General features: G+C 43.3%; 16 protein-coding genes. 13 read left to right on the top strand and 3 right to left on the bottom strand.

Annotated features, from left to right (window positions below; all coding sequences use genetic code 11):
* Window positions 1–73 precede the first annotated feature (73 nt).
* The 8 genes from B3763_RS15805 (at window position 74) to B3763_RS15770 (ending at window position 12,725) form a co-directional block, all read left to right on the top strand.
* Entirely contained in the window at window positions 74–1,411 is a 1,338-nt protein-coding gene (locus tag B3763_RS15805; RefSeq protein WP_286747709.1) for a lytic transglycosylase domain-containing protein, read from the top strand.
* 85 nt (window positions 1,412–1,496) lie between these two features.
* Window positions 1,497–2,603 carry a DUF4837 family protein gene (locus tag B3763_RS15800; RefSeq protein ID WP_189629315.1) on the top strand — a complete coding sequence of 369 codons (1,107 nt, stop codon included), beginning with the start codon at window positions 1,497–1,499 and terminating at the stop codon, window positions 2,601–2,603.
* Window positions 2,604–2,704: 101 nt separating this feature from the next.
* Window positions 2,705–3,298 (top strand): Holliday junction branch migration protein RuvA, encoded by a 594-nt coding sequence (ruvA, locus tag B3763_RS15795; protein WP_286747706.1) that lies wholly within the window; start codon window positions 2,705–2,707, stop codon window positions 3,296–3,298.
* A gap of 63 nt (window positions 3,299–3,361) precedes the next feature.
* Window positions 3,362–10,438, top strand: a complete 7,077-nt coding sequence (sprA, locus tag B3763_RS15790) for a cell surface protein SprA (RefSeq protein WP_286747705.1) — start codon at window positions 3,362–3,364, stop codon at window positions 10,436–10,438.
* A 55-nt stretch (window positions 10,439–10,493) separates the two neighbouring features.
* Window positions 10,494–10,874, top strand: coding sequence for a glycine cleavage system protein GcvH (gene gcvH / locus B3763_RS15785; RefSeq protein WP_189629312.1), 381 nt, complete (start codon window positions 10,494–10,496; stop codon window positions 10,872–10,874).
* A 1-nt stretch (window position 10,875) separates the two neighbouring features.
* Complete coding sequence (locus tag B3763_RS15780; protein ID WP_286747704.1) at window positions 10,876–11,277, top strand: VanZ family protein; 402 nt, start codon at window positions 10,876–10,878, stop codon at window positions 11,275–11,277.
* A 25-nt stretch (window positions 11,278–11,302) separates the two neighbouring features.
* Entirely contained in the window at window positions 11,303–11,977 is a 675-nt protein-coding gene (locus B3763_RS15775) for an energy transducer TonB (RefSeq protein ID WP_189629310.1), read from the top strand.
* An 82-nt stretch (window positions 11,978–12,059) separates the two neighbouring features.
* Window positions 12,060–12,725, top strand: coding sequence for an energy transducer TonB (locus B3763_RS15770; RefSeq protein ID WP_286747703.1), 666 nt, complete (start codon window positions 12,060–12,062; stop codon window positions 12,723–12,725).
* A gap of 170 nt (window positions 12,726–12,895) precedes the next feature.
* Here the strand turns inward: B3763_RS15770 and B3763_RS15765 are convergent, their stop codons facing one another.
* The 3 genes from B3763_RS15765 to B3763_RS15755 are packed head-to-tail and all read right to left on the bottom strand — an operon-like array spanning window position 12,896 to window position 18,182.
* Complete coding sequence (locus B3763_RS15765; RefSeq protein ID WP_189629308.1) at window positions 12,896–13,777, bottom strand: YicC/YloC family endoribonuclease; 882 nt, start codon at window positions 13,775–13,777, stop codon at window positions 12,896–12,898.
* Window positions 13,778–13,823: 46 nt separating this feature from the next.
* Window positions 13,824–17,108, bottom strand: a complete 3,285-nt coding sequence (locus tag B3763_RS15760; protein ID WP_286747702.1) for a hypothetical protein — start codon at window positions 17,106–17,108, stop codon at window positions 13,824–13,826.
* A gap of 21 nt (window positions 17,109–17,129) precedes the next feature.
* Window positions 17,130–18,182, bottom strand: a complete 1,053-nt coding sequence (locus tag B3763_RS15755) for an NAD(P)/FAD-dependent oxidoreductase (protein ID WP_286747700.1) — start codon at window positions 18,180–18,182, stop codon at window positions 17,130–17,132.
* 75 nt (window positions 18,183–18,257) lie between these two features.
* Between B3763_RS15755 and B3763_RS15750 the strand changes: the two genes are divergently transcribed.
* From B3763_RS15750 to B3763_RS15730, 5 genes are all read left to right on the top strand, one after another.
* Window positions 18,258–18,896, top strand: coding sequence for an MBL fold metallo-hydrolase (locus B3763_RS15750; RefSeq protein WP_229838550.1), 639 nt, complete (start codon window positions 18,258–18,260; stop codon window positions 18,894–18,896).
* Window positions 18,893–19,609, top strand: a complete 717-nt coding sequence (locus B3763_RS15745) for a CDP-alcohol phosphatidyltransferase family protein (RefSeq protein ID WP_286747697.1) — start codon at window positions 18,893–18,895, stop codon at window positions 19,607–19,609. Before B3763_RS15750 ends, B3763_RS15745 begins: the two co-directional genes overlap by 4 nt.
* A 65-nt stretch (window positions 19,610–19,674) precedes the next feature.
* On the top strand, window positions 19,675–22,995 hold the full coding sequence (gene porU, locus B3763_RS15740; protein ID WP_286747695.1) for a type IX secretion system sortase PorU: 3,321 nt from the start codon (window positions 19,675–19,677) through the stop codon (window positions 22,993–22,995).
* Window positions 22,996–23,026: 31 nt separating this feature from the next.
* Window positions 23,027–24,178 (top strand): type IX secretion system outer membrane channel protein PorV, encoded by a 1,152-nt coding sequence (porV, locus tag B3763_RS15735; RefSeq protein WP_189629303.1) that lies wholly within the window; start codon window positions 23,027–23,029, stop codon window positions 24,176–24,178.
* 1 nt (window position 24,179) lies between these two features.
* Window positions 24,180–24,809 (top strand): M16 family metallopeptidase (locus B3763_RS15730; protein WP_286747693.1); only part of this gene is annotated, 630 nt, incomplete at its 3' end.

Below are 24,809 nucleotides of genomic sequence, written 5' to 3'. Positions count from 1 at the left end.
GAGCGGCTTTTGAGGAAGAAAAACTTTTCGCATTTTCGAAAATCCAGCAAAACAATTCGCGTTAAAGCAGTCTATGAGAAAGTTGATTAGCGTCTTTTTGTTGCTATGTTTCACAGTTACAGCCTTTGCTCAAGAAGCGTTGGCTCCTCATGAAGTATATGATTATGCGCCTGATCTTCCTTATGAAGAAATAGAAAGAAGGTACAACGAGCTAGATCTTGAAATTGACATTGCCTTTAACGATCGTGTGCATGCCTTCATCAACTACTTTACGGTTCGCGATCGGGATTACACCCGCGAAATGCTGCGGAGAAAAGAAGTCTACTTCCCCATTTTTGAGAAATACCTGGCCAAGTACAACCTGCCTCAGGAACTCAAATATTTACCCATAATTGAAGCAGGCCTCAACCCAAAAGCAGTTTCAGGTCCTCAGGCCGTAGGCCTTTGGCAATTCATGTCTCCAACCGCTCGAGAGCAGGGTTTACACATCGACTGGTACATTGATGAGCGAATGGACCCGGAAAAATCTACAGAAGCTGCCTGCAAGTATATTGCCTGGCTCTACGGTATTTTTAAAGACTGGAAGATGACCCTGGCCGCATACAACAGCGGCATTGGCAATGTTTGGAGAGCCATGAGAAGAGCAGGACACAAAGAAGACTTCTGGGAGGTTTACAACTACCTGCCAAGAGAAACACGCTCTTACGTACCCCAGTTTGCCGCCATACTGTACGCAATGGAATATGCCGATGTGCACAACATATACCCCACCGAGATACTCTATCCTGTAGACTACGATGTAGTAAAAACCAATCAGTTTGTTTACCTGAAAACTTTAGCCGATGAAGGTAGAATTGACATAGAGGAGATAGAACGGTTGAATCCGGCCATTAAAAAGGGGGCCATTCCGGCCAATCTCAAAAACTTTGAGCTTAGAATACCGCGTTATCAATCGCGCTACTTCCAAACCCACAAAGAATCTATTTTAGCCAAAGCAGAGGCCGATAAAGTGGAGTTCGAAAAAATTGCCAAGAATATGCCAGGCAGTACGTTTGGCAAAGAAAAGGTAGTATATCGGGTAAAAAGTGGCGATGTTCTGGGAACAATTGCCCGCAAACACAACGTACGGCTGGAAGACCTAAAAAGCTGGAACAACATAAGAGGTTCACTCATTCGGGTGGGCCAGCGCCTCGATATTTTTATTGGCCCCGATTTCTACGATGCCTCCTCTGTTACGGCCAATCAACGCGATCAGCCCATCCCTGATTCCAAACTGCATGTAGTGCAACCGGGTGACACCCTTTGGGATATTTCTCGTATGTATAAAGGCCTGAGCATAGACCGGATTAAGGAGCTCAACAACTTAAAAGGCAACTCCATTAAGCCCGGCATGAAGCTCAGAATAGGTTAGCCAAATTAACAACTAAACTTTTAGTAGATTTATCTTGTTAATACAGGCAGAATTCATTTCCTTCAAAACAACTAATTAGAGCGCTATGAAAAGACTATACGCAATACTCGTTTTTACAGCACTGCTCACCGTGGCCTGTAACCAAAGAAAAGAAGGAGCCAATGTAGATGCTGAGGGCAATGCCACTGCCAAAAATGAGAATTTTCTTCCGGAGGCCTCTGGGGAGCCCGGTGAGATTGTTGTCGTAATGAATAAAAACAAATACGATGCAGAACTTGGCGAGGCTATAAAGGAGGTATTCAGAGAGCCGGTTCCAGGGCTTTCTCGTTCAGAACCCATGTTTACCATTCGGGTTATCGAACCCTTTGAATTCAACCGTATATTTAAGATTGCGCGAAACCTGGTATATGTAGTGAGCTATGAAGGCCAATCTGCGGCCGACAAGTGGCTGCAAGCCACCTTTAGTGAGAGTTCGAAAGAAACTATTTTCAATAACCCCGACCGGTTTATGCAAACTTCTGACAATCAATTTGCCAAAAATCAAAAAGTACTTCAACTCTTTGGTAAAGACGATAAAACCCTTGCTAAAAACATTCGGGAAAACGCCCAGCTCATTCAAAACTATTTCAATATAGCGGAGAAAGAGCGTCTGGCGGACAAACTCCAAATGTCAGTAGCTTCACGAAATATTGTGAATAAGGTCATCGATCAGTTGGGAGTGAGCATTAAAATCCCTGCCAGTTACGAATTGGCCATGCTAGAAGATGATTTTATGTGGGCCCGTTATTTACCAGCCGTAGGTCCGAGTAAAAATCTGTTCGTTTATACCAAAGACTATACCTCACAAGATGAGTTTAAGCAAGAGAACATTATTGCTCTGAGAAATGAGATCGCAAAAAAGTACATCTATGGAGACCCTGAAAATCCTGAGTCTTATATGATTACGGAAACCAATTACATGAAGCCTGTTTTCCGAAACATAAACTTCAGAGATAAATACACCGTAGAAATGCGCGGTGCATGGAAAACCAACAACTTCTCCGTGGGAGGTACTTTTGTGAGCTACACCTTTGTAGACGAAGCCAAAGGTAAACTTTACTACATCGAAGGTTTCGTAATTCATCCGAATGAAAGTCACAGAGAACTCATTCGAGAAATGGAATCCCTACTCACCACCTTCAGAACAACCTAATAGAAACACAACAACCTTAGGGTTGAATTGAGGAATCTTATTAATTTTAGGAATGGCAAGGGTAACTTGCCATTTTTGTTTTTCATAAGACTACCTCCACTATGTTTGCTTACTTAAAAGGTAAACTTGCTTTTCAAGATCCCACCTATGTAATTATAGATATACAAGGTGTGGGCTATGAAGTAAAGATTTCACTAAACACCTTTTCCCGAATTAAAGACAAGGAGAACATTCAGTTGTTTACCTACTTTCATGTAAAGGAAGATGCCCAAACTCTTTTTGGATTTGCCGACCCACATGAAAAGAGCATTTTCATGCACCTTATCTCTATTTCAGGAGTAGGACCATCGACCGGCTTAATGGTATTATCTTCTCTTAGCCCCGAAGAGGTGGAACAGGCCATACTTGGAGAAGATGTACGAACTATTCAAGCGGTAAAAGGTATAGGAGCAAAAACCGCTCAGCGCATTATTTTAGAGCTTAAAGACAAAATTGGTAAAGCGGCCAATGCTGGCGACCTGATAAACATTCCATCTTCTTCTAAAGGCGCCATAAGAAATGAGGCTCTCGCAGCGTTAGTAACCTTGGGCATTGCCAAGGCGGCCGCACAAAAGAGCATTGACAAAATTTTAAAGGAGCAGACAGGAGATATTAGCCTGGAACAATTGATAAAACTAGCCCTCAAAGCGGCTTGAGGTATTTCTGAGGTCTTGATCGGCAAACAGCACAAAATATTATTTCTCTTATTTTTTGGCCTGATGGTACAAGGCCTTCTCGCGCCTAAATCAGTTTATGCTCAGCGTCAGGACAGCACCCGTTCGGTACAAGACACTACCAGGTACACCCCTTCCCCCTACCCACTTTTTAGACCAAGATACCCTTTTGGAGACCCGCTATACAGACGTCCGCTCAACTCGCCTTTGCTCTTTAATAATGCAGGGTTTTATAACAGGCAATATCAGGTAGACACGAGTAAAAACATTATCGTATCCGAAAAACTCGACAATCAGTTTATTCGCCCCCCAGCCTATGTACCTTTCAATCAAGCCCTCCGAAAGAAAATAGAACAGGGTAATAAAGAGTTTCTAATGGAGCGCTCTAAAGCGCGCGATGGAGAAAGTGCCGTTAGTAACAGAGGGCGTCTCATCCCTCCCATTGCCCTAAACCCCTTCTTCGACCGGCTCTTTGGTGGCGACCAAATTCTCATTAATACCAACGGAACCGTTCAGCTCGATTTTGGCGGCAGGTTTCAGCGTGTAGACAACCCCGCCATCCCTATCAGGCAGCAACGCAACGGAACCTTTGAGTTCAACCAAAATATTCAGATGTCGCTCGATGGCACCATTGGCACCAAACTGCGAATGAATGCCAATTTTGACAACAACAACTCATTCGACTTCGAAAACGAGCTTAAGGTAGATTTCTCGGGGCTGGAATCGGACATCGTTAAAAGCATGGAAATTGGTAACGTAAGTCTGCCCATTGACAATAGCCTGATTGCCGGGGCTCAAAACCTGTTTGGGTTCAAAACGCAGCTTCAGTTTGGAAGACTCTATGTAACCGCTCTTGCCGCTTCGCAAAGAGGAACCTCCGAGTCTATTGAGATAGAAGGAGGTGTACAGCGCAATGAATTTCAGATTCGCGCCAGTGACTACGATGAAAACAGACACTTCTTTCTGGGGCATTTTTTCAGAAAGAACTTTCAGAATTGGCTCAGAAGCATCCCAACAGTCATCTCAGGGCTACAAATAAGCCGATTAGAAGTTTATGTTCTCAACCGAACGAACAACACACAAACCCTTAGAAACTTTGCCGCTTTTATGGACCTGGGTGAAGGCGATGTGATATTTCAGCAAGGAAATAGTTTTGTGGGCAACGGGAATAGCGGCAGCCCTACCAGCAACGCAGCCAACAACCTGTTTGAGAACCTGTTAGCGAATCCCAATCTCAGAAGACCAGATCAGATTAGTTCCATACTGGAAGGGCAGCATGGACTAGAAAAAGGACAGGACTTTGAGAGAGTAACCGGTGCCCGGAAGTTAGATCCTTCTGAGTATTACTTTAACCGAGAACTAGGCTTTATTTCACTCACCAGACAATTACAGAATGACGAAGTGTTGGCTGTGTCATTCGAATACAACTACCAAGGCAGACGCTACAAAGTGGGAGAACTTACTGAAGACTATCAGGGAAGATCGGAAGATGACGTCATTTTCCTCAAACTCTTGCGCCCCAGCAAAATTAATACGAGGGTACCTACCTGGGACCTTATGATGAAGAACATTTACAACCTGAATGCTGCAGGAGTAGATCGCCAGTCCTTCCAGTTAAGAGTAATTTACCGCGATGATAACACTGGAATAGATAACCCGAGTTTACATGAGGGACAGCGCACTAAAGATATTCCACTAATTGAGATTATGGGACTGGACCGGCTGAACCAAAATGGCGACCTACAAAAAGACGGAAATTTCGACTATGTGGAGGGAGTTACCATCAATCCGGAAAGAGGCTATATTATATTTCCTTACCTGGAACCTTTTGGTCAGCGACTGGAAAGTCAGTTTTTAGATTCAGAGCAGTTTCTCAAAGAAAAGTATGTCTTCGACACCCTATACAGAACCACCCGTGCCGATGCTCAACTGGTATCAAGACTCAATAAGTACTTTATAAAAGGTAGCCTACAGTCAGGCTCTACCAACGAAATCAACCTCAATGCCTTTCAGGTGGCTGAAGGCAGTGTAGTGGTGACTGCCGGAGGTACCCCGTTGGTAGAAGGTACCGACTACACAGTAGACTATGTGCAGGGAAAAGTCACCATCATTAATCCACTCATACTCAATTCCGGAAAAAAAATTCGTGTGTCTTACGAAAAAGCCGACCTGTTTAGCTTTCAGGCCCGCAACCTCCTAGGTACCCGATTAGACTACGTGGTAAATGACAAAACCAACGTGGGACTTACTTTGCTTCACCTCAACGAACGCCCCCAACTCACCAGAGTGAATATCGGTAACGAACCGGTAAGCAACACCATGGTGGGGCTTGACTTTAATTACAGTGCCAATTCGCGCTTCCTCACACGGATGGTTGATGCCCTACCCTTTATTGACACAAAAGCACCATCTAAAATTACCTTGCGAGGAGAGTTTGCCCAACTGTTTCCGGGCACTTCCAACGAAGTAGACGGCACCAGCACATCGTATATCGATGACTTTGAGGCAACCGTAACTCCCTTTAGTTTAAGCAATGCGCAAAGCTGGAAACTGGGCTCTACCCCAAAGACCGATGACAACAAGTTCGATCTTTCCAACCAGGCCGGTACACGTCTGGGCACTAACTATAGAAGAGCAAAAATTGCCTGGTATACTATAGACAACGTTTTTTACCGATCCTCCGGCAGAAACAGACCTCAGAATATTACTCCCGAAGACCTACAAAACCACTACGTACGATCAGTAGGCCAAACGGAAGTGATTAAAAGAGATCCTCAGCAAATCGTGGTCAATGAGCCTTCGTTCGATATTGCCTACTACCCCGCTGAAAGAGGCATGTACAACTACAACCCCAACCTACAACGGGATGGCTCGCTACCTGAACCGGAGAAGAACTTTGGGGCCATAGTACGCGCCATTACCAACGAGGTAGACTTTGACAAAACCAACATTGAGTACATCGAATTCTGGATGATGGACCCCTTTATAAATGTGAGCAACAACACACCTCAAAACCCTCGGGGGTTAATCGATGATGGAATCAATCCGGCAAAGGCCAACACTACAGGTGGAAAGATGTTTATAAACCTGGGCAGTATCTCTGAAGACCTGATGCGCGATGAAAGACATGCTTTTGAACAAGGTCTACCAGCCGATGGGCAAATAACCAATGACAACGTGATTGTTAACGAATGGGGAAGGGTAACCAACCAGCCTTACCTTAATCCGGCTTTCGACAACAGCCAGGGAGCCAGGGCCAATCAGGATGTTGGGCTCGATGGTCTCAAGTCTAGCGAAGAGGCTGAATTTTTCAGTGACTTCTTAAGCTCAGTAAACGTGGACCCTTCCATTAGACAAGCCCTTCAGAACGACCCCTCCGGAGACAATTTTCAATATTACCTTAGCGATGAGCTTGACGCTGCCGATGTAAAAATACTGGCCCGCTATAAAAACTTTAACGGCATGGAAGGCAATAGCCCCGTTTCTACGGGCAACCTTAATTTTACCCCCTCCAACTCTAACCTACCCGACAATGAAGACCTAAACAGAGACAATACACTGGCCGATTTAGAGGAGTACTATGAATATGCTATTGACATTAAGCCCGGGCAGTTTCAGGTAGGAAAAAACAATATTGTAGATAAAGTAACCAACGAGGTAAATGGAGATCAGGTGAGTTGGTACCTCTTCCGAATTCCGGTGAGAAAGCCCGATCGTGTACAAGGCAATATTAACGGATTCAAATCCATTCGCTATATAAGAACCTACCTCACCGAATTTAGCGAGCCAGTGGTTTTACGGTTTGTGAATTTCCGAATGGTGGGCAGCCAATGGAGAACCTTTCAGGAAAGTCTGTACGAAAAAGGCCTTTTCGAAATTCCTGAACCTTCCGATGCCAAGTTTACTGTAGGTGTAGTAAGTATTGAAGAAAACAGCCAACCGGCCGATGGGCGTCCGCCTTATGTACTGCCTCCCGGTATTCGAAGAGACAGAGACAACACCTCTACCATTGAAAGAAGGCGTAATGAACAGTCGCTACAACTCCAAGTGGAAAACCTTCGGGATCGCGATGCAAGAGCTGTATACAAAACGGTAACACAAGACATGATCAACTATGGTCGAATAAAGATGTTTTTACATGCCGATAGCCCAGACGACTTACAGCCTGGAGAAGTGACTGCTTTTTTACGATTGGGAACCGATTTTACAGAGAATTACTATGAGATAGAGGTCCCGCTCACCATGACACAACCGGGAGAACTATCGCCCGAACAAATTTGGCCCGAAGCTAATGAGATAGATATAGCGTTTGACAGGTTGTATGAAGTAAAAGCGGCAAGAAACAGGCAAAATGCCAACCTCAACCTGCCCTTCACCCAAACAGTAGGTAAATACAATGTTACAGTAGTGGGTCGCCCTGACATGAGCTCAGTGCAAACCCTAATGATTGGTGTAAGAAACCCAAGCTCGCCCGATGCAGAACCCAAATCGTTCTATCTGTGGGCCAATGAGCTAAGAGTTACCGACTTCGACTCAAAATCGGGTTGGGCGGCCAATGCCCGACTAGATGCTCAATTGGCCGACCTGGGCAACCTGAGCGCAAGCTTTGCTCATTCTTCCATAGGTTTTGGCGGGATATCGGACAAGGTATCGGAAAGAAACCGCGAGAAAACTACCGCCTACGATATTTCTACCAGTGTGGCCCTACACAAGTTTTTCCCGGAAGACTGGGAACTCGAAATACCTGCCTTTTTTAGTGTTGAACATGCCCGATCGGTACCTCAATTCGACCCTCTGGATCCTGATTTACCACTGGAAGATGTTCTGGACAGTTTTGAAGAAGAACAAGAAAGAGACGACTACCTTAATAAAGTAATAGACATATCTAAAAGAAGAAGCTTCAATTTCTCCAACGTAAGAAAACGAGCTACCGGAGAAAATCGTCTTAACCTGCCCTGGGCTATCGAAAACTTTAGCTTTACGTATGCCTACAATGAAATAACTCGCAGCAACATCAACACCGCTCTTTACGATTTTAGAAACTACCGTGGTGCGGTCAACTATAACTACAAACCCAAAGCCCTCAACATTGCTCCTTTTCAAAACGTAAGCCTTTTCGACTCCAAATGGCTACAACTAATCAAAGACTTCAACTTCAACCCGATTCCTACCTCCATTTCCATTAATGGAGACGTAAACCGAAGTTTTCTAAAAACCCAACTGAGAAATGCCGACCTGGGTACAGATGGCATTGACCCTTATTATGAAAAGTCATTCACTTTCGACAGAACCTATGCCGTAAACTGGGATCTTGCGCAACGACTCACCCTCGACTATACGGCAAGAGTAAATGCTATTATTGATGAGCCTGAAGGTGATATAGACACAGAAGTGAAACGAGACTCTGTACTCACCAACTTTAAGAAGTTGGGGCGAATTAAAAACTATACTCACAACATACGTAGCACCTACACGCTGCCGTTCGATAAACTTCCGGCAACCAACTGGATTAACTCCGACCTGAGCTACACCACCAACTTCAATTGGAAAGCCGGTGCCATTGGGCAGCGAGATACATTGGGCAACCTGGCCAACAACACCCGCGAAATTGGACTTTCGGGCAAAATAGATCTTGTAAAACTATACAATAACATTGGGGTGCTCAGAAAGATAAACTCTCCTTCGAGAAGCCGGACACGGCCAACCGGCAGAAATGCTGCGGCCGATACCTCGGCTAGAAAAAGCCTGGCAGACATACCCCTAACCAAGGGTTTCCTAAGAACTTTAATGGCACTGAGAAGCATAAACTTTAGTTATTCTCAAGGCGAAGGAACCGTACTACCGGGCTACATGCCAGATGTTTACCTGTTTGGGCTAGACCGTGATTTCGAAAATCCGGGACTGGGCTTCATACTTGGTTCTCAAGACAATGACATCCGGCATGTGCTGGCTTCGAACAACCTGTATGCTCCAAGCGAGTTTCTAACGAATCCCTTCCAGCAAAACCGGGCTACTCAATTCAGCTACGAAGCTCTGGTTGAGCCCTTCCAAGACTTTAGGGTAACCCTTTCAGGCCGAAAGAGCTTTACAGAAAACTATCAGGAAATATTCCGCAACGACCCCGATACCGACAGTTTCATTAGCATTAACCCAAACCGAACAGGAACCTACGGCATCTCCTTCTTAATGATAAAAACAGCCTTTGATAAGGATAATACCGACAACAGCTCTCCCCTCTTTCAAAACTTTGAAGCATACAGAAGCAGTATTAAACAAAGACTCGATGGACTGAACAACAACGGAGAGTATGGAATTAACTCTCAGGAAGTGGTTATTCCTGCCTTCGTTGCAGCCTACAGTGGGCAGTCGCCCGATAAAACCGACACAAGCCCATTTCCCAAGTGGCCCATACCCAACTGGAGTTTGCAATACAACGGCCTGTCAAAAATACCGACCATCAATGAGGTGTTTAGCACCGTTTCTATTTCTCATGCATACAGTAGCAAATACGATGTCTCCAATTTTGTCAACTCCCCCCTTTATACTTCTGGGCTCACCTTAGACAACAACCTGAGAGAAGCCGGGCTGGCCTCAGAATTGAACGAAAACGGAGACCTGGTTCCCGTATATCTTGCCCAACAGGTTGTACTCACCGAAAGAATGGCTCCATTCATTGGCATTAACCTGAGAACAAAGTCAAGTTGGGGATTCAACCTGAACTATGACAGGGAAAGAAACCTGGCCCTGAACCTGTCTAACATACAAGTAACAGAAATGACCAATAAGGCCTTTAGACTTACTGTAAACTTTGCCCGTACAGGAGTTCAAATTCCTTTCAGAATTAATGGGCGCAATGAATCGCTCCCCAATGAGCTGCGGTTTAACCTCACAATGAACATAAGCGACCGCAAGGTGGTGCAACGTAGAATTGGAGAAGAACCGATAATAACTGATGGTATTAGGGTTTTCCGACTAAACCCAACCGTAGACTACAAGATTAGTGAGGCCCTGCTAGTCACCTTCTATTTCGACAAGAATATTAATGACCCAAGAGTGTCTACAAGCTTCCTAAACGCCCGCACTACCTTTGGTGGAAGAATTCAGTTTAGTTTGTCACAATAAAGCCTGCAATTCTCATGAAAGCATGTAATTTTGGTGCAAATTGAGAATTGACCATATGAACGTTCCTGCAAACTTAAAGTACACAAAAGACCACGAATGGGTTAAGGTTGACGGTGATGAGGTTACCGTAGGTATCACAGACTTTGCCCAAGGCGAATTGGGTGATATTGTTTATGTAGAAATTGAAACCGAAGGAGAGACCATCGATACCAACGAGGTCTTTGGCACAGTAGAAGCTGTAAAAACAGTTTCAGACCTGTTTATGCCTGTAAGCGGTGAAATAATTGCCGTAAACGAAGACCTGGACGACTCCCCGGAAAAGGTAAACGAAAGTCCATACGAAGATGGCTGGATGATTAAGATAAAATTGTCTGACCCATCGGAATTAGATGGTCTGCTGTCGGCCGATGACTACAAAGCACATATAGGAGGTTAAGATGCTGGAACGTTGGAGGCCCTATGCACTATGGCCTGCCAGAGTTTGGGGTACCATTGTGGCCGTTTTAATGCTGCTGCCTCAAGACTCCTTTCCAGAGTCTAAACTTCTCTCATATGACAAATTAGCCCACTTAGGGGTGTTTTTCATATTCAGTATTCTTGTACTGTCTGGTTATCAGCTGCAAGGAAAACTGGAAAGCAAGGAAACAGATTACAAGAAGCTATCGTTAACTATATGCTTAGTTTTCGGTGCAATTCTAGAAATTCTCCAGCAATGGATACCTGGCCGAATGGCAGATATTTACGATTTGTTGGCAAATTTTCTGGGAGCCTTGTTTGGCGTGATTGTTTTTATGATTTTTATCAAAAATAAGCTTGCGTTTGAAAAACTAATATTATAGTTTTAGAATCTAACTAAACAGTGTTATGGAATTAAAGAAGAGTCCAAAGGCGGACGTTAACAGAAAGGCCACCATGTTTATGGCACTTGGCCTCATCTTGAGCCTTTCGATCACTTTGGCCGCCTTCGAATGGAAACAATATGAAGAAGGTGAGCTAATGGATCTAGGTATGGCTCCGGATGATTTTGAGGAATTGACTGAGATACCTCCTACCGAGCAGCCACCACCACCTCCTCCTCCAATCAAGCAACCTCAGATTATCGAAATCCCTGATGAAGAGGAAATCGAAGAAGAAATTGAGATTGACTTAGATGTGGAAATCACTGAGGAAACAGAAGTAGAAGAAATTGTTTTCGAAGAAGAACCAGAAGAAGAAGAAGCCGATCAGGTATTCATGATTGTAGAAGAGCAAGCTTCTTTCCCTGGTGGAGATGCTGAATGGTATAAGTATCTGAATAAAAACCTTGAGTACCCGCGTCAAGCAAAAAGAATGGGTATTGAAGGTGCCGTTTTCCTTTCATTCATTGTAGATAAAGAAGGAAACATTTCAGACATTCAGGTAATGAGAGGTATTGGCGGTGGATGTGACGAAGAAGCCGTTCGAGTACTTAAAGAGTCTCCAAAATGGAACCCTGGAAAACAAAGAGGTAGACCCGTAAAGTCCAGAATGCAATTCAGAATAGTATTTAAACTGAAGTAAATAATAAGCCCACAAATGAGTGGGCTTTTTCTTTGATGTGATTAACTAATTTATTAGTTTTAATACTATAAAATTAGTTAGTATGGAACTCAAGAAGAACAAATCTATCGACTATGCGAGAAAAACCAGCCTTTTCTTTAGCATAGGTCTCTGTTGCAGCCTTCTGCTCGTATTCTCAGCCTTTCAGATTAAGGCCACTGTAGAACCGGAAATCATTGTACTCAATGAGAACCAAGTATTCGAAGATCCGGTAATTCCTCCTACGGAATTTGAACAGCCCAAACCTCCTAAGGTACCACAGGTTATAAAACTCATTGAGGTAGAGAATAAAATTGACCTTCCCGAGCTGGAAGATCCTATTATTGACCTAAACAATGAAGAAGACCTAATGGAGGACTTCGTCTTTACCAAACAGGAAGATGAAGTAACTAATGATGAAATTGTCATTGCAGAAACTAACGCCAGCTTTCCCGGTGGTCAAGAAGCTTGGATCAAGTTTCTTAAAAAGAACCTGAACTACCCTAAGTTTGCCAAACGATCAGGGATTGAGGGCAAAGTACTTCTGAGCTTTGTGGTAGATAAAGAGGGTAATATATCTGACGTGCAAGTACTTCGCGAAATTGGTGGCGGCTGTGATGAAGAAGCCAAACGCGTGCTTGAGATGTCGCCCAAATGGAATCCAGGGCTTCAACGCGGCAATCCTGTTAAATCAAGAATGTCCATGTTTATACACTTTGTACTTAAATAAAAGATTAAGCAACGCTCCGGTAATATGAGGACAATATCCCAGGTTCTCGCATTACCGGGGCAATCCGCAAAAAACTCACAAAAAGCAGTGTCAGGCCCTCAAGTAAAAACACAGAAGTATTCGGAAAGCAAAAGAAGTACCTGAAGGCCCCTTTTGTTAGGCTGAAAAAACTATATAATGTTGAGTAACTGTTCTTTAATCTTCTCCAGCTCGTCTTTCATTCCAACCACTAACTTCTGAATAGGTGCATAGTTAGCCTTTGAGCCTATAGTATTTATCTCGCGACCAATCTCCTGGCTTATGAAACCCAGTTTTTTCCCTTGCGAGTCACTCTCGCCCATTACTTCCTTAAAGTAACTGAGGTGGTTACTCAGCCGAACCAGTTCTTCAGAAATATCAAGCTTCTCGATATAGTAGATCATTTCCTGTTCAAACCGATTTTTATCAAATTCATCGGAGCTTTCTATCTCTTTCTGATGCTTCAGTATCCGTTCGCGTATGGCTTCTGCTCTCTCGGGATCCAGTGCTTTCACCTGTTCCAGAAAACTACCAATACTATCTATGTAGTTGGCAAGCTCGGCAGCCAAACTTGCACCCTCCTGCTGCCTAAAGTTATTACAAGACACTATGGCCTCGGCCAATAACTTTTTTACTCCCTTCCACTGTTCTTCAAGTTCTTCTTCATCTAAAGCAGATCCATTCATTACATCGGGGCTATGCAAAGCCAAACGAAAAAGATCGGATTGGTTGGCATTTACCTCCTTTGCCAAAGCCTCAAACTCCTTGTAATACTTCTTAAACAATTCATGGTTGACCTGGTTAGAGCTATCGGCTTCTGCATCCTGAACCATGTCTATGGTCACGGCCAGTTTACCCCGGGTAAGACCTTCGGAAAGTAAGGAACGAATCTCCAGTTCTTTGCTTTGAAACAGGCGTGGAACTTTAAGTTGAACATCGAGAAACTTAGAGTTCAGCGTTCGAATTTCAACATCTACCTGATAGCCTTTAACGGTACCTTTGGTGCGGCCGTAGCCGGTCATTGACTTTAGCATGCTTTCTAATTAATGCACAAAAATAGGTTAATTGACTTCTAATAAACTAAAAGTCGTAGCCAAAAGACAGTTGCAGTTTAGGGTTGAGCATTTCAAAATTGCGTATTGGGAACGAAAAGTCTATTCGGCTAAAGAAACCAAACAACATGGTTCTTACCCCCACCCCGGTACTTTGCAACCATGGGTTTGAAAAATTGTTGATTACGGCAGTAAACGGAGAACCTTCATTCCTGATTTCCTCAATATTCAGATTGTTCTTGGGCTTAAACGGAGAAAGGTCGTCCCAGGCCGAACCTATGTCATAGTATCCAATAACCTGAAGGTTCCTCAAAAAGTTGGACTTAAGCTCTGAATTGGTAAGCAATTGGTTGATTGGGAAACGTATTTCCCCTGAAAAGGTCATTACATTCTTACCCTGAAATGTGTTGTAGTTGTAACCTCTAAGGTTCGTAAACTGATGGAACAGCACATCGCTATTATCGAACAAGGTCTGGAAGTCCAACGGATTAACTTCGGCATTCGAAGATTCGGTACTGTTAAAGGCCCAGTTATCTACTCCACCCAACAAATACTTCTTAGGTGCATTGCCAAAATACGATCCATAGAAGAATCGACCGGCAAGGTATATCCCCTTGTTCACTCTAAAGTAGTGTCTTAGGTCTACTTGTACATTACTGAAGCTTACAGCTTCAGAATTCATTTTCAGAAAAGACTCAAACCTCACCTTTGCACGAGTTCCCTGGTGAAGGTTAGTTCCCACCACCACGCTGTTGTCAAATACCAAAGAGGTATTAAAGCCTCCATATGTTGCTGTACTCTCCGAAACGAACTGGGAGGGATTATTACTTGGTATAAGTAAACGTATATCTCTGTCTATGTAGTTGGTTTGAGCGAAGAAGGGGTTAAAGTCTACGCGCAACTTATGGCTGAACGGATAGCTGGCTCCCACACTAAAAGTGCTTAGATTGAACCGTTGATTCAAGAAACGCTGCGGATCGATTCGTACGATGCTCTTGCGGTAGTATTTCACACTGTAGTCGAGTCGGTCTTTGAGATATTCGTACTCACCAGATATGTCATATCCCTGATTGAAGCTCAACGGCACCAGCAAACTACCTTTGAACCGATGGTTTTGTAAGTAATCATTCATTTGGATTTCCATGAGCTGGCTAAATGATCGTAACTGATCAATTACAAAAGATGTCACCAGATTGTCCGTCTGAAAACGGTTTTCATAAGGTGCCGGCCCTTGTATTTTATCTGTAGACCGCGTGTTCTGGTATATACTCAAAAAAGACCGGCTACTCACCGTTGGGTCTTCTGAAGGCTTCTCAAACTGATAGTCTTTGGTATTGACTTTAGACTCTATCTTAAATTCATATTCTTCCGTATTAATAGCTCCTTCTTTGAGGGAATCTAACTGCTGCAAAGGAGACCTTACATTCTGAGGCACCAACGGGCCGGCATTTCGCACAGAATCCAACTTATTATATTGCTCTCCCAACCTCTCTCTTCTTCTTTGAGCCATAATCTTTGCTACCTCCAAAGCCCTTCGGGGAGTAACGGGGGTAAAAATGCTCTGAGTCAAATCAATAGATTGTGAAAACACAGCTTCTTTTCCTTCCAGATTAGACACAAAGGCCAACTGCCCACTCTGAGGGTGATAGTCATAGGTTTTAATACTATAAACAAAACTAGTAAGCTGCCTTGTGGTGGAATCTTGCAGACTGTATGAGTAAAGATTTTTAATCCCTTGTTGGTCGCTTACAAATACCACAGTGTGGCCACCAAAAGCTTTGGGTTGTTCATTAATAGCCAGGCTATTAGTAAGCTGTTTAAATGAGCTGTCGGGGTAGTCGATGTCATAGGTATATAAGTTGAACTGGTTACCCATTACATGTTCCAGACTGTCGGGGCCGGATACAAAAACACTATCAGTAGATCGGTTTGAAGAAAAAACCACCTGATTCGACCCCTCAAAAAAACTTATATCTCGTTCGTCAAAACGATCGTCACTTATTTTCCTTACCTGACCTCTTACAAGATTGTATACATAGGCATTAGAAACATCATTGATTGAGCCGGTCATTACCGCAAGTCGTCCTCCATCTTTAAAATCAAAGCTCTGAATAATACCCAAAAGAGGTATCTTAAGCTTCTGCTCTCCTTTTTCGCCCAATCGCTTTACAGCCAAAACATTTGCGCCATTTTCAGCATAAACAATACCCAGTGTGGTAGTGTCGGCCCAGCTGAGGATAGGATAGTGTGTGTAAACTTCCTGATCGATTAGCTTAAGTCCTCCTTTAAATATCTCCCGCTCCTCATTATTGGTCATATTTCGTACCCTTACTTTAAACTGTCCCTCATTGGTCGCTGCATAGGCCAAAAAACGACCATCAGGACTAAACTTCACTGATGTGTAGCGGTCTTCGTTTTTATTTTTACCTGAAACCTTGGTACCGGGATCGGGAGCAGAATAGTTATTCTCTTTAAGCTGAATGTTGGCGTTGTTATAAAAAATGCGCCACTCGTTCATAAACTGTTCGTAGGGTACTCCAAGAGTACGCTCAATACTGTTTTCTTCGTTCCGAATAATTCGGGCAAGGTTTAGAATGTTGGAAATACTGCGCTGTCCGTATTTCTGAGCAATATAGTTCCAGATAGACTGCCCCAGGAGTCTGTTCATTTCAGCACTCAAGCGAATAAACTTATCCTCTGAGGTGGTAGAAACATATTCTCTTACCGCATCGTCCGATTCTTTATCCCATCCGTAGGCCACATATTTGGCTATACCGCCTGTAAACCAAACCGGAATGGGGTTGGTGAAAGAGCTTTGGAACATTTCTGCAATGTTGCCACCATACAACATTTCTTCTATCAGCATCTCGGTGATACTGTATAATGCCTTCTTCTTAAAAGAACTGTAGTCGCCTGAATAAGCCAACTCTACCTGAGATTGTACAAACTCGGTTTCTCCACCAACCGTAAAATCTCCGGCATTTACCCCCACATTGCTCTGCTGTTTGTCTGCCACAGAGTTGTAAAGAAAGATTCTGATTTTGGCATAAGGCGGGTAACCAATGGTTTCAGTTATCCTGTTAAACTCACTTTCGAGATATTCAATGGTTTTTCGAGCCAACCCCTGCCCGCCTTCGTAATAATACACCTCAAAGTTTTCTGAGGCAAAATAACTCCAGTCGAAATACTTGTACTGAATTCTATTCTTACCAAATTTCTCTCTGAAGGCTTGTGCTTGTGCCTCATTCACCACAAACAGCACAGTGAAAAGCACAAATAGAAGCGGGTATGTTTTGGAATACTTTATAACCATATGTGGTTGTCGAAGAAACTCTTAAAATAACGAAAAAAACCTTTCAATATTGACTTCATCATCCAGTGCTCCGTTTTCTTCCATATGTAATGCAAGTTGTCTTGCATAGTATGGAGCCAACGACACTCCCTTAGCTCCAAGCCCATTGAAAATCCAGACATTTCTCTCTTCAAAATGCCTGCCAACAAAAGGCTTTCGGTCTTTTGTGGCAGGCCTTATTCCTGCCTTCTGGTCTATCACCTCAAAGTCAAAATTCACCAGGCTCTTCACACGATCTATTAACTCACTTTTTGCGGCAATGGTTGGAATTTCGTCCAGTTGGCCATGATCGTAAGTAGATCCACACTTACACATTCCACTGCCCAAGGGTATAACAAATACACCTCTATTGTAAATTACCCTTGGCATAACGCTAGATTTAATGAAAAGTAACTCCCCCTTCACCGGCCGGTATGGCAACCAACTGAACCATGGATTGGTGGTTGAGAGGTGACCATCGCAAAAAACCAAATGGCGAAAGTCTATTCCTTCGTAGGTGTAGTTCCCTCCCATTTTTTGAAGCTTATTGGGGTTGAATTGGCTTTCCAGAAGCAAGCCCGACTTTACTAAATAAGCTCTGAAACTTTTCAACAGAGTAGCTGTGTCTAGGTATCCTGATTTATTCAGTAAAATTCCTCCATAAGGGTTCTGCACTTCATCTTCACAAAAAGGTTTTTGATTAATACCGGCAATGTAAGGGATATAGGCTGGCTCAATACTCTTCGCCATCCACTCATTTTGTTCTTCTATAGAGAAGAAAGGCCTGTAAATAGGAATACTATAGAAAAAAGACTCGTCCAGGTCGTTTTCCCATTCCCGGTAAAAGCCATCCAGATATTCAAACAACACATCTCCATTCCAGGTCTTAACCATTTTTCTACCCGTAATGGGATTATACAACCCTCCTGCAACTTTCGAACTATTGGAAAGCGATGGTTCATCGATAACCATAACTCGTTTTCCCATCTCCAAGAGTTGTCTTGCTAATACACTACCGGCAATCCCGGCTCCAACCACAAGATAGTCCACCCTCATGCAGCGAAATTATCGAAGTATTCTTGATAACTCTTGAATAAACGGTGAAATTTAGAGCTTTTAAACGGTTAAAGTATGCACGTAAAAACATTCACGTTCAACCCTTTTATGGAAAACACCTATGTGGTATATGAAGAGGGCAAAGGAGTTATTATTGACCCGGGATGCTTCGATCCGGCCGAAGAATCTCAACTGGTTAGCTACATAGAACGAGAATCCATTCACATAGAAAAAATATTGAATACACATGGCCACATAGACCATGTATTGGGTAATGCGTTTGCTATGCGTCAATTTAACGCCCCACTCTACATTGGAGAAAACGATCTTGATACGCTCAGATCGGTAGAAGCCTATGCACCAAGCTACGGCTTTCAAAAGTATACCCCCTCGCAACCGGATTTCTTCCTTAAAGAAGGCGATACCGTAGAGGTGGGCAGTGGCCAACTCGAAGTACTTTTTGTACCCGGACACGCCCCCGGACACATAGCTTTTTATAACCGGAAGGACGGATTTCTTATTGGTGGAGATGTTCTGTTCCATGAAAGCATTGGCAGAACTGATTTACCGGGAGGGAATTACGACACCTTAATTGCCAGTATTCGGGAGAAATTCTTTAAGTTAAATGATGAAACTCTGGTGTATCCAGGTCACGGCATTCCCACCACCATTAGTCACGAAAAGAAGTACAACCCTTTTTGCGCCATCCAATGAAATGGATTATAAAAAACATACCTAACCTGTTTACGCTAACCAACCTGGTCCTTGGGGTTTTGGCTATAGAACATATACTTTCCGCCCCGGAGGGCAGTGAACCCAAAGTGCACTACTTTGTTTTTGCAGCTGCCTTTTGCGACTTGCTCGATGGTGCTTTGGCAAGAGCGCTTAAGGTGCCTTCAAAATTCGGTGTGCAGCTCGATTCACTAGCCGATTTGGTCACATTTGGGGTGCTCCCCACCTTTATATATGCATCCTATTTCCCGATAGAAGGTTGGGGATATCTCATTTTACTAGTTCCCGTTTGTTCGGCCATACGACTGGCCATTTTCAATATCTCAGATAATCAAAGTGCCGTTTTTAAGGGCATTTCTACTACGGCCCATGGACTGTTTGTTTCCGCACTCCCCATAGTTATATACAATCAATCGAGCTACTTTGGGCAAACCCTTCATGAAGCAAGCTATTGGTTCATAGTACTGGCCGTATTTTTTTCATTTCTTATGGTAAGCCCCATGAAAATGATCTCATTAAAATTCAAAGGATTTGCTTTTAGGCATAATTGGGAGAAATATACACTACTACTTTCAACTATACCCTTGGTAGCCGTGTTTAGGTTCGACTCGGCTCCTTACCTAATGATGCTTTATTTGCTGCTGTCGCTCACCGTTAATTTTAAAAGCTCCGAAAATACAACCCACAAAGTTTAAACGTTATAAATCAGCAACTTAAAGTATTGAAAGCCAAACACCTTCTTATTGCGCTCCTCTGTTTCATGCAGCCTAGACTGCATGCCCAGCAAGCCAGTGTTTTGGCCGAAGGGCACTGGGTGAAGATGGGCTTTACCTCTCCCGGTGTATATAAAATCTCATGGAACAAACTGCGCGAAATGGGCTTTTCTCCGGAAAGCATAGACCCTCGCCAATTGGCCGTTTACGGAAATCCGGGAGGCATGCTCCCTCAATCTAACAGCGACCAACGACCGATTGACCTCACTGAAAACGCCATAGTGGTGTCGGGAGCAAACGATGGTGTGTTCAACGAAAACGATTTTATCCTGTTCTATGTAGATTCACCCCACAAAACCATCTACGATGGCACTACGGAAACATTTCAGGTAGAAAAAAATCTCTATTCAGACAGTGTATTTTATTTCCTTACACATAAACCTTCTGCCGGAAAAAGGGCTCGACAGACTCCCAACCTAGGCACCGACCATCAAAAAATCACTCAATCCAGGTATCTGTTTTATCATGAAAATGACCTAATTAACCTGCTGTCTTCCGGTAGAGAATGGCTTGGCGAAAGCATTACCTCCGTTCCAATCTCCTTCCAGCATAGCCTAGCCGGTTTAGCGGAAGCAACCCAGGCCACAATTCATGCAAGCCTTGTGGCACAGGCCTTTACCACTACCCAAGCCTCCATAAAAGTGAATGGATCGGAAGTCGGACAAATGAACTTCAATGCCATACCCAACTCACAATACACCATAAAAGGCAATATCCAGCAGAACAGCTTCTCTATTCCGTTAAATCTACTCAGTTCTGATGCTTTAGAAGTTAGTTTCTCCTATGACAGAAATAGCTCAGGCAATGCCGTAGCCTATTTAGATAAATACCTTGTAGAGGTAGAGGCAAAAGCTGCATTCCAAACTGAGCAGAAAACACTCCGGTTCACCCCCGACTATTCGGGCTTAGTTACATATCAGTTAGAAACTTCAGGCAACGATCTGGTCATTTGGAATATTTCGGACCCATCCAATATTGCTATTCAGGAATTCAGCCGATCGAACAACCAAGCCCAGTTTGGAGCTTTTGCAGAAGAACAAGCTACATATCAGGTTTTTAATCCATCAAGTTTACCAGAGCCCCTTCAGTTTAAGTCCATAGCTAGTCAAAACCTCAGAGCAACCCCTCCGGTCGACTTTTTAATTGTTACTCATGAGAGTTTAATACCACAGGCCGAGCGTTTAGCTACATTTAGAAGAACGCACGACCTTATGAGCGTTCAAGTAGCTTCAACCTCACAAATCTACAATGAGTTTAGCAGCGGCCGCCAGGATATTGTGGCCATTCGCGATTTCATTAGACACAAATACGATCAGGGCAACTTAAAGTATGTGCTCTTTTTGGGAAAAGGCTCATTTGATTATAAAAACAGAGTATCAGACAATACCAACCTCGTACCCACTTATGAGTCGAGAAACTCCATACACCCGCTATTGTCTTATTCCTCAGACGATTTCTTTGGCTTTTTGGATAATGACGAGGGCTTCTGGGAGGAGTCTACATCAGGAGATCATCAACTAGACATTGGTATAGGACGCATACCTGCACGCAACTACGATCAGGCCAAAAAAGCTATAGATAAAATCATTCTATACCATACCCATCCAAACACTATGGGCAACTGGAAAAGTAAAATTCTCTTTGTTGCAGACGATGGAGACAGAAATATTCACCAGCGCGATGCCGATCAGCTCGCCACTCTGGTAGACACTACTTATCATCAATTTCGGGTAAACAAGTTCTATCTCGATGCATTCGAACAGGAAAGAAAGCCTAATGGCGAGTTTTCTCCGGCTGCAGAAAAAGCATTACTCGATGCCGTAAACCAGGGAAAACTGTTCATCAACTTTACAGGTCATGGTGCTGAATTTGGTTGGACCCAAGAACGCATACTCACATTCAATCATATAGATCAGTGGCGAAATACCTACAAAATGCCTTTTCTGATTACTGCCACTTGCGAGTTCGGACGAAATGACGATCCTAATACAGAATCGGGAGCGGAACGATTGATTTTTAAAAACACCGGTGGAGCTATTGGACTCTTAACAACCGCCCGGCCTGTATTTTCCAGCACCAATTATCGCCTGAACAAAGCTCTTTACGGTTCCATGCTCAAACAAAACAACGGAGAGTACCAACGACTCGGGGATGTCATCAAATTCACTAAAAATAATTCACTACAAGGAAGCCTAAACCGAAACTTCATCCTCCTTGGCGACCCAAGCATGAGGCTTGCATATCCTCAGAATCAGGTAGAAATAACACACATAAATGGAAAAGAACCCTCTGAAACAGATACACTAAGGGCGCTTCAACCGATTCAAGTTCGTGGCCGAATTATCTCCAATGGTTCTGTTGCCCCCAACTTTAACGGAATAGCGACCATAGAACTATTAGACAAGACCCAACCGAAAATTACCCTTGGTTCAGAAAATGCTCCTTTCGAATATAAGGAAAGAGACCGGGTATTATTTAGAGGAGAAGCCACAGTAGAAGCTGGCCATTTTACCATAAATTTTACAATCCCTAAAAACATCGACTACTCTTTCGGCCATGGAAAAATTCAGGCCTATGCAAAAACCAACCATCAAGAGGCTTTAGGTAGCACTCTTTCCTTTACGCTTGGTGGCACACACCCCAGTCCGGTCACAGATACCGCCCCCCCTGAAATCAGAATTTTCCTCAATGATACCCTGGCACCCCCTCAGAGTCCCTTCGACCCTGATGTTTTAGCCATTGTAAAGCTTAGAGACCAAACCGGTATAAACATTTCCAATGCCGTACTGGGTCAAAACTTAATGCTCATTCTTAATGACACACTACAGATTGACCTGGGAGAAACCTTCACCACTCTGCCAGACAAAGCGGGGCGTGGTATGGCAACCACTTTGTTGCAAGGTCTTCCAGAAGGCAAACACCGCATAGAAGTAAGAGCAAGAGACTCACACGGAAATGCAGCCGTTGAATACCTGGAGTTTGAGGTAATGGAGAATTCATCGTACATCACAGAAATAAAATCCTATCCGAATCCGTTTATAGAGGAAACCTTTTTTAAAGTAACTCACAAATTGGTACAGGAAAACCTTCTGGTAAGTGTTGATATTATCAGTAATCAAGGCAAACCTGTACACCGAATAGAACAAGAAGTGCTCAGTGCAGAAGCTACATTAGAGATAAACTGGAACGGAAAAGACAATAACCAACAACGACTAAATGCCGGCATTTACTTTTATACACTCAAAATAGTTTCAAAAACAACGGGAAAAAGCGACTTTGTACGCAGAAAACTCATAATTTCAAATTAACTATTACGTACTATCTTTGAACAAAAAATTCATGCAACATAGGATTTTCATCTTCACCATACTCCTCTCCTACATCACTCTCAATACCTTTGGACAAAACTCAGGAAACATAAGTGGCCAGGATACAGATAGAAATGTAATTGGAACAGCCGTACCTTTTCTCACCATTGCTCCAGACCCTGTATCAGGAGCCATGGGAGACGTTGGTGTAGCTACCAACCCAGATCTTAATGCCACATTTTGGAATCCGGCCAAACTATCCCAAATAAACCAAAACTCAGGACTCGGCATCACCTTCACCCCATGGTTAAAAAAATATGTAGACGATATGTCGCTCTCCTACCTCTCCGGTTTTAAAAAAATAGATGATGAACAAGCCTTTGGTGTAGCACTTACCTACTTCAATCTTGGCGATATAGAATTAACCAATGGAGCCGGACAACCCATAGGAAGTTTCACTCCAAGGGAGTTCTCCATTGCCGCAAGTTATTCACGTAAACTAAGCGACAACCTTAGCCTTGGCGTAACCGGTAAGTACATACTCTCCAATCTCTCAGGCAATATTACCACCAGCCCTGTTTCTGACCCTAAACCAGGAACCAGTATTGCAGCCGACATTGGAGTATACTACAGAACACAATTAACGGTATTAAACAAACAGTCTCAAATATCTTACGGAGCCACCATTACCAATATAGGCTCCAAGATTTCGTACAATAGTGCTGATGAAGAAGACTTCATACCTACCACCTTGCGGTTAGGTACTGCACTTTCTTCATTCCTGGACCCCTACAATAAAATTACTATTGCCTTAGATGTCAGTAAGCTGATGGTTCCAACCCCACAACCCGATGGATCACATAGAGATAAAGGCCTTTTGGATGGAATTTTTAGTTCGTTCGGAGATGCCCCCGGAGGATTCAATGAAGAGCTGCAAGAAATAATGTTTTCAATTGGTGCCGAATACGAATACAATGAAAAATTTGCCCTCAGAACCGGTTACTTCTACGAACACGAAAACAAAGGAAATAGAAAGTATTTCACAGCCGGGCTTGGCTTCAAGCTGGAGAAGATCGAATTGAACTTCTCCTATCTAGTACCACAATTACAAGAGCATCCATTGGCCGAAACGTTGCGGTTTGGTGCCATAATCAATTTCTCAAAGAAAAAGGAGGATAATTAATATGCTCGACAGAACTCAGGCCCCCTCGGTTCAGCAAGTTCAAAAAATATCTTTACCACCGATCGAAAAGTTCTCCCTTCCCGGAGGAGGCAACCTGTATGCATACCCTGAAAAAAACACAGAGGCATTTCGAATAGAGTTACTTACAAAAGGAAGCAATCTTAATGCGCAAAATGCAGCTGAGGTTCAACTGGCCATCAAGATGCTCCTGGAAGGCACAAATAGATACAGCGGAGCACAACTGTCGGAGAAAATAGATGAACTGGGTAGCTTTGTCGAAATAACCCCCGGCTTCGACCACTCTTCTATCTCAATCTATGGTCTCAAAAAGCATTTCAATGAGAACATAGGCCTTCTTAGCGACATCATATATGAAAGCTCATTTCACGATCAGGCACTAAATACACTCAAAGAAAAAGAGCAAAACAGGCTTAAACTGAATATGCAAAAGGGAAGTTATACTTCCTCAATAAACCTTAGGAATGCCCTTTTCAAAGACCATCCCTATGGCTACCGCCTCTATCCTTCAGATATCAATTCAATCAATTCTCAACAGCTACAAACATTTCATAAAAACTATACTTGCTCATTCGACATCTTTCTTTCAGGAGATCTTCCAAGCAACTACTAT

Source organism: Roseivirga sp. UBA1976, assembly GCF_002336325.1.
Taxonomy (GTDB): Bacteria; Bacteroidota; Bacteroidia; order Cytophagales; family Cyclobacteriaceae; genus Roseivirga; species Roseivirga thermotolerans.
Note: the sequence above shows the minus strand (reverse complement) of the source record. Positions and strands in the feature narration are given on the sequence as shown.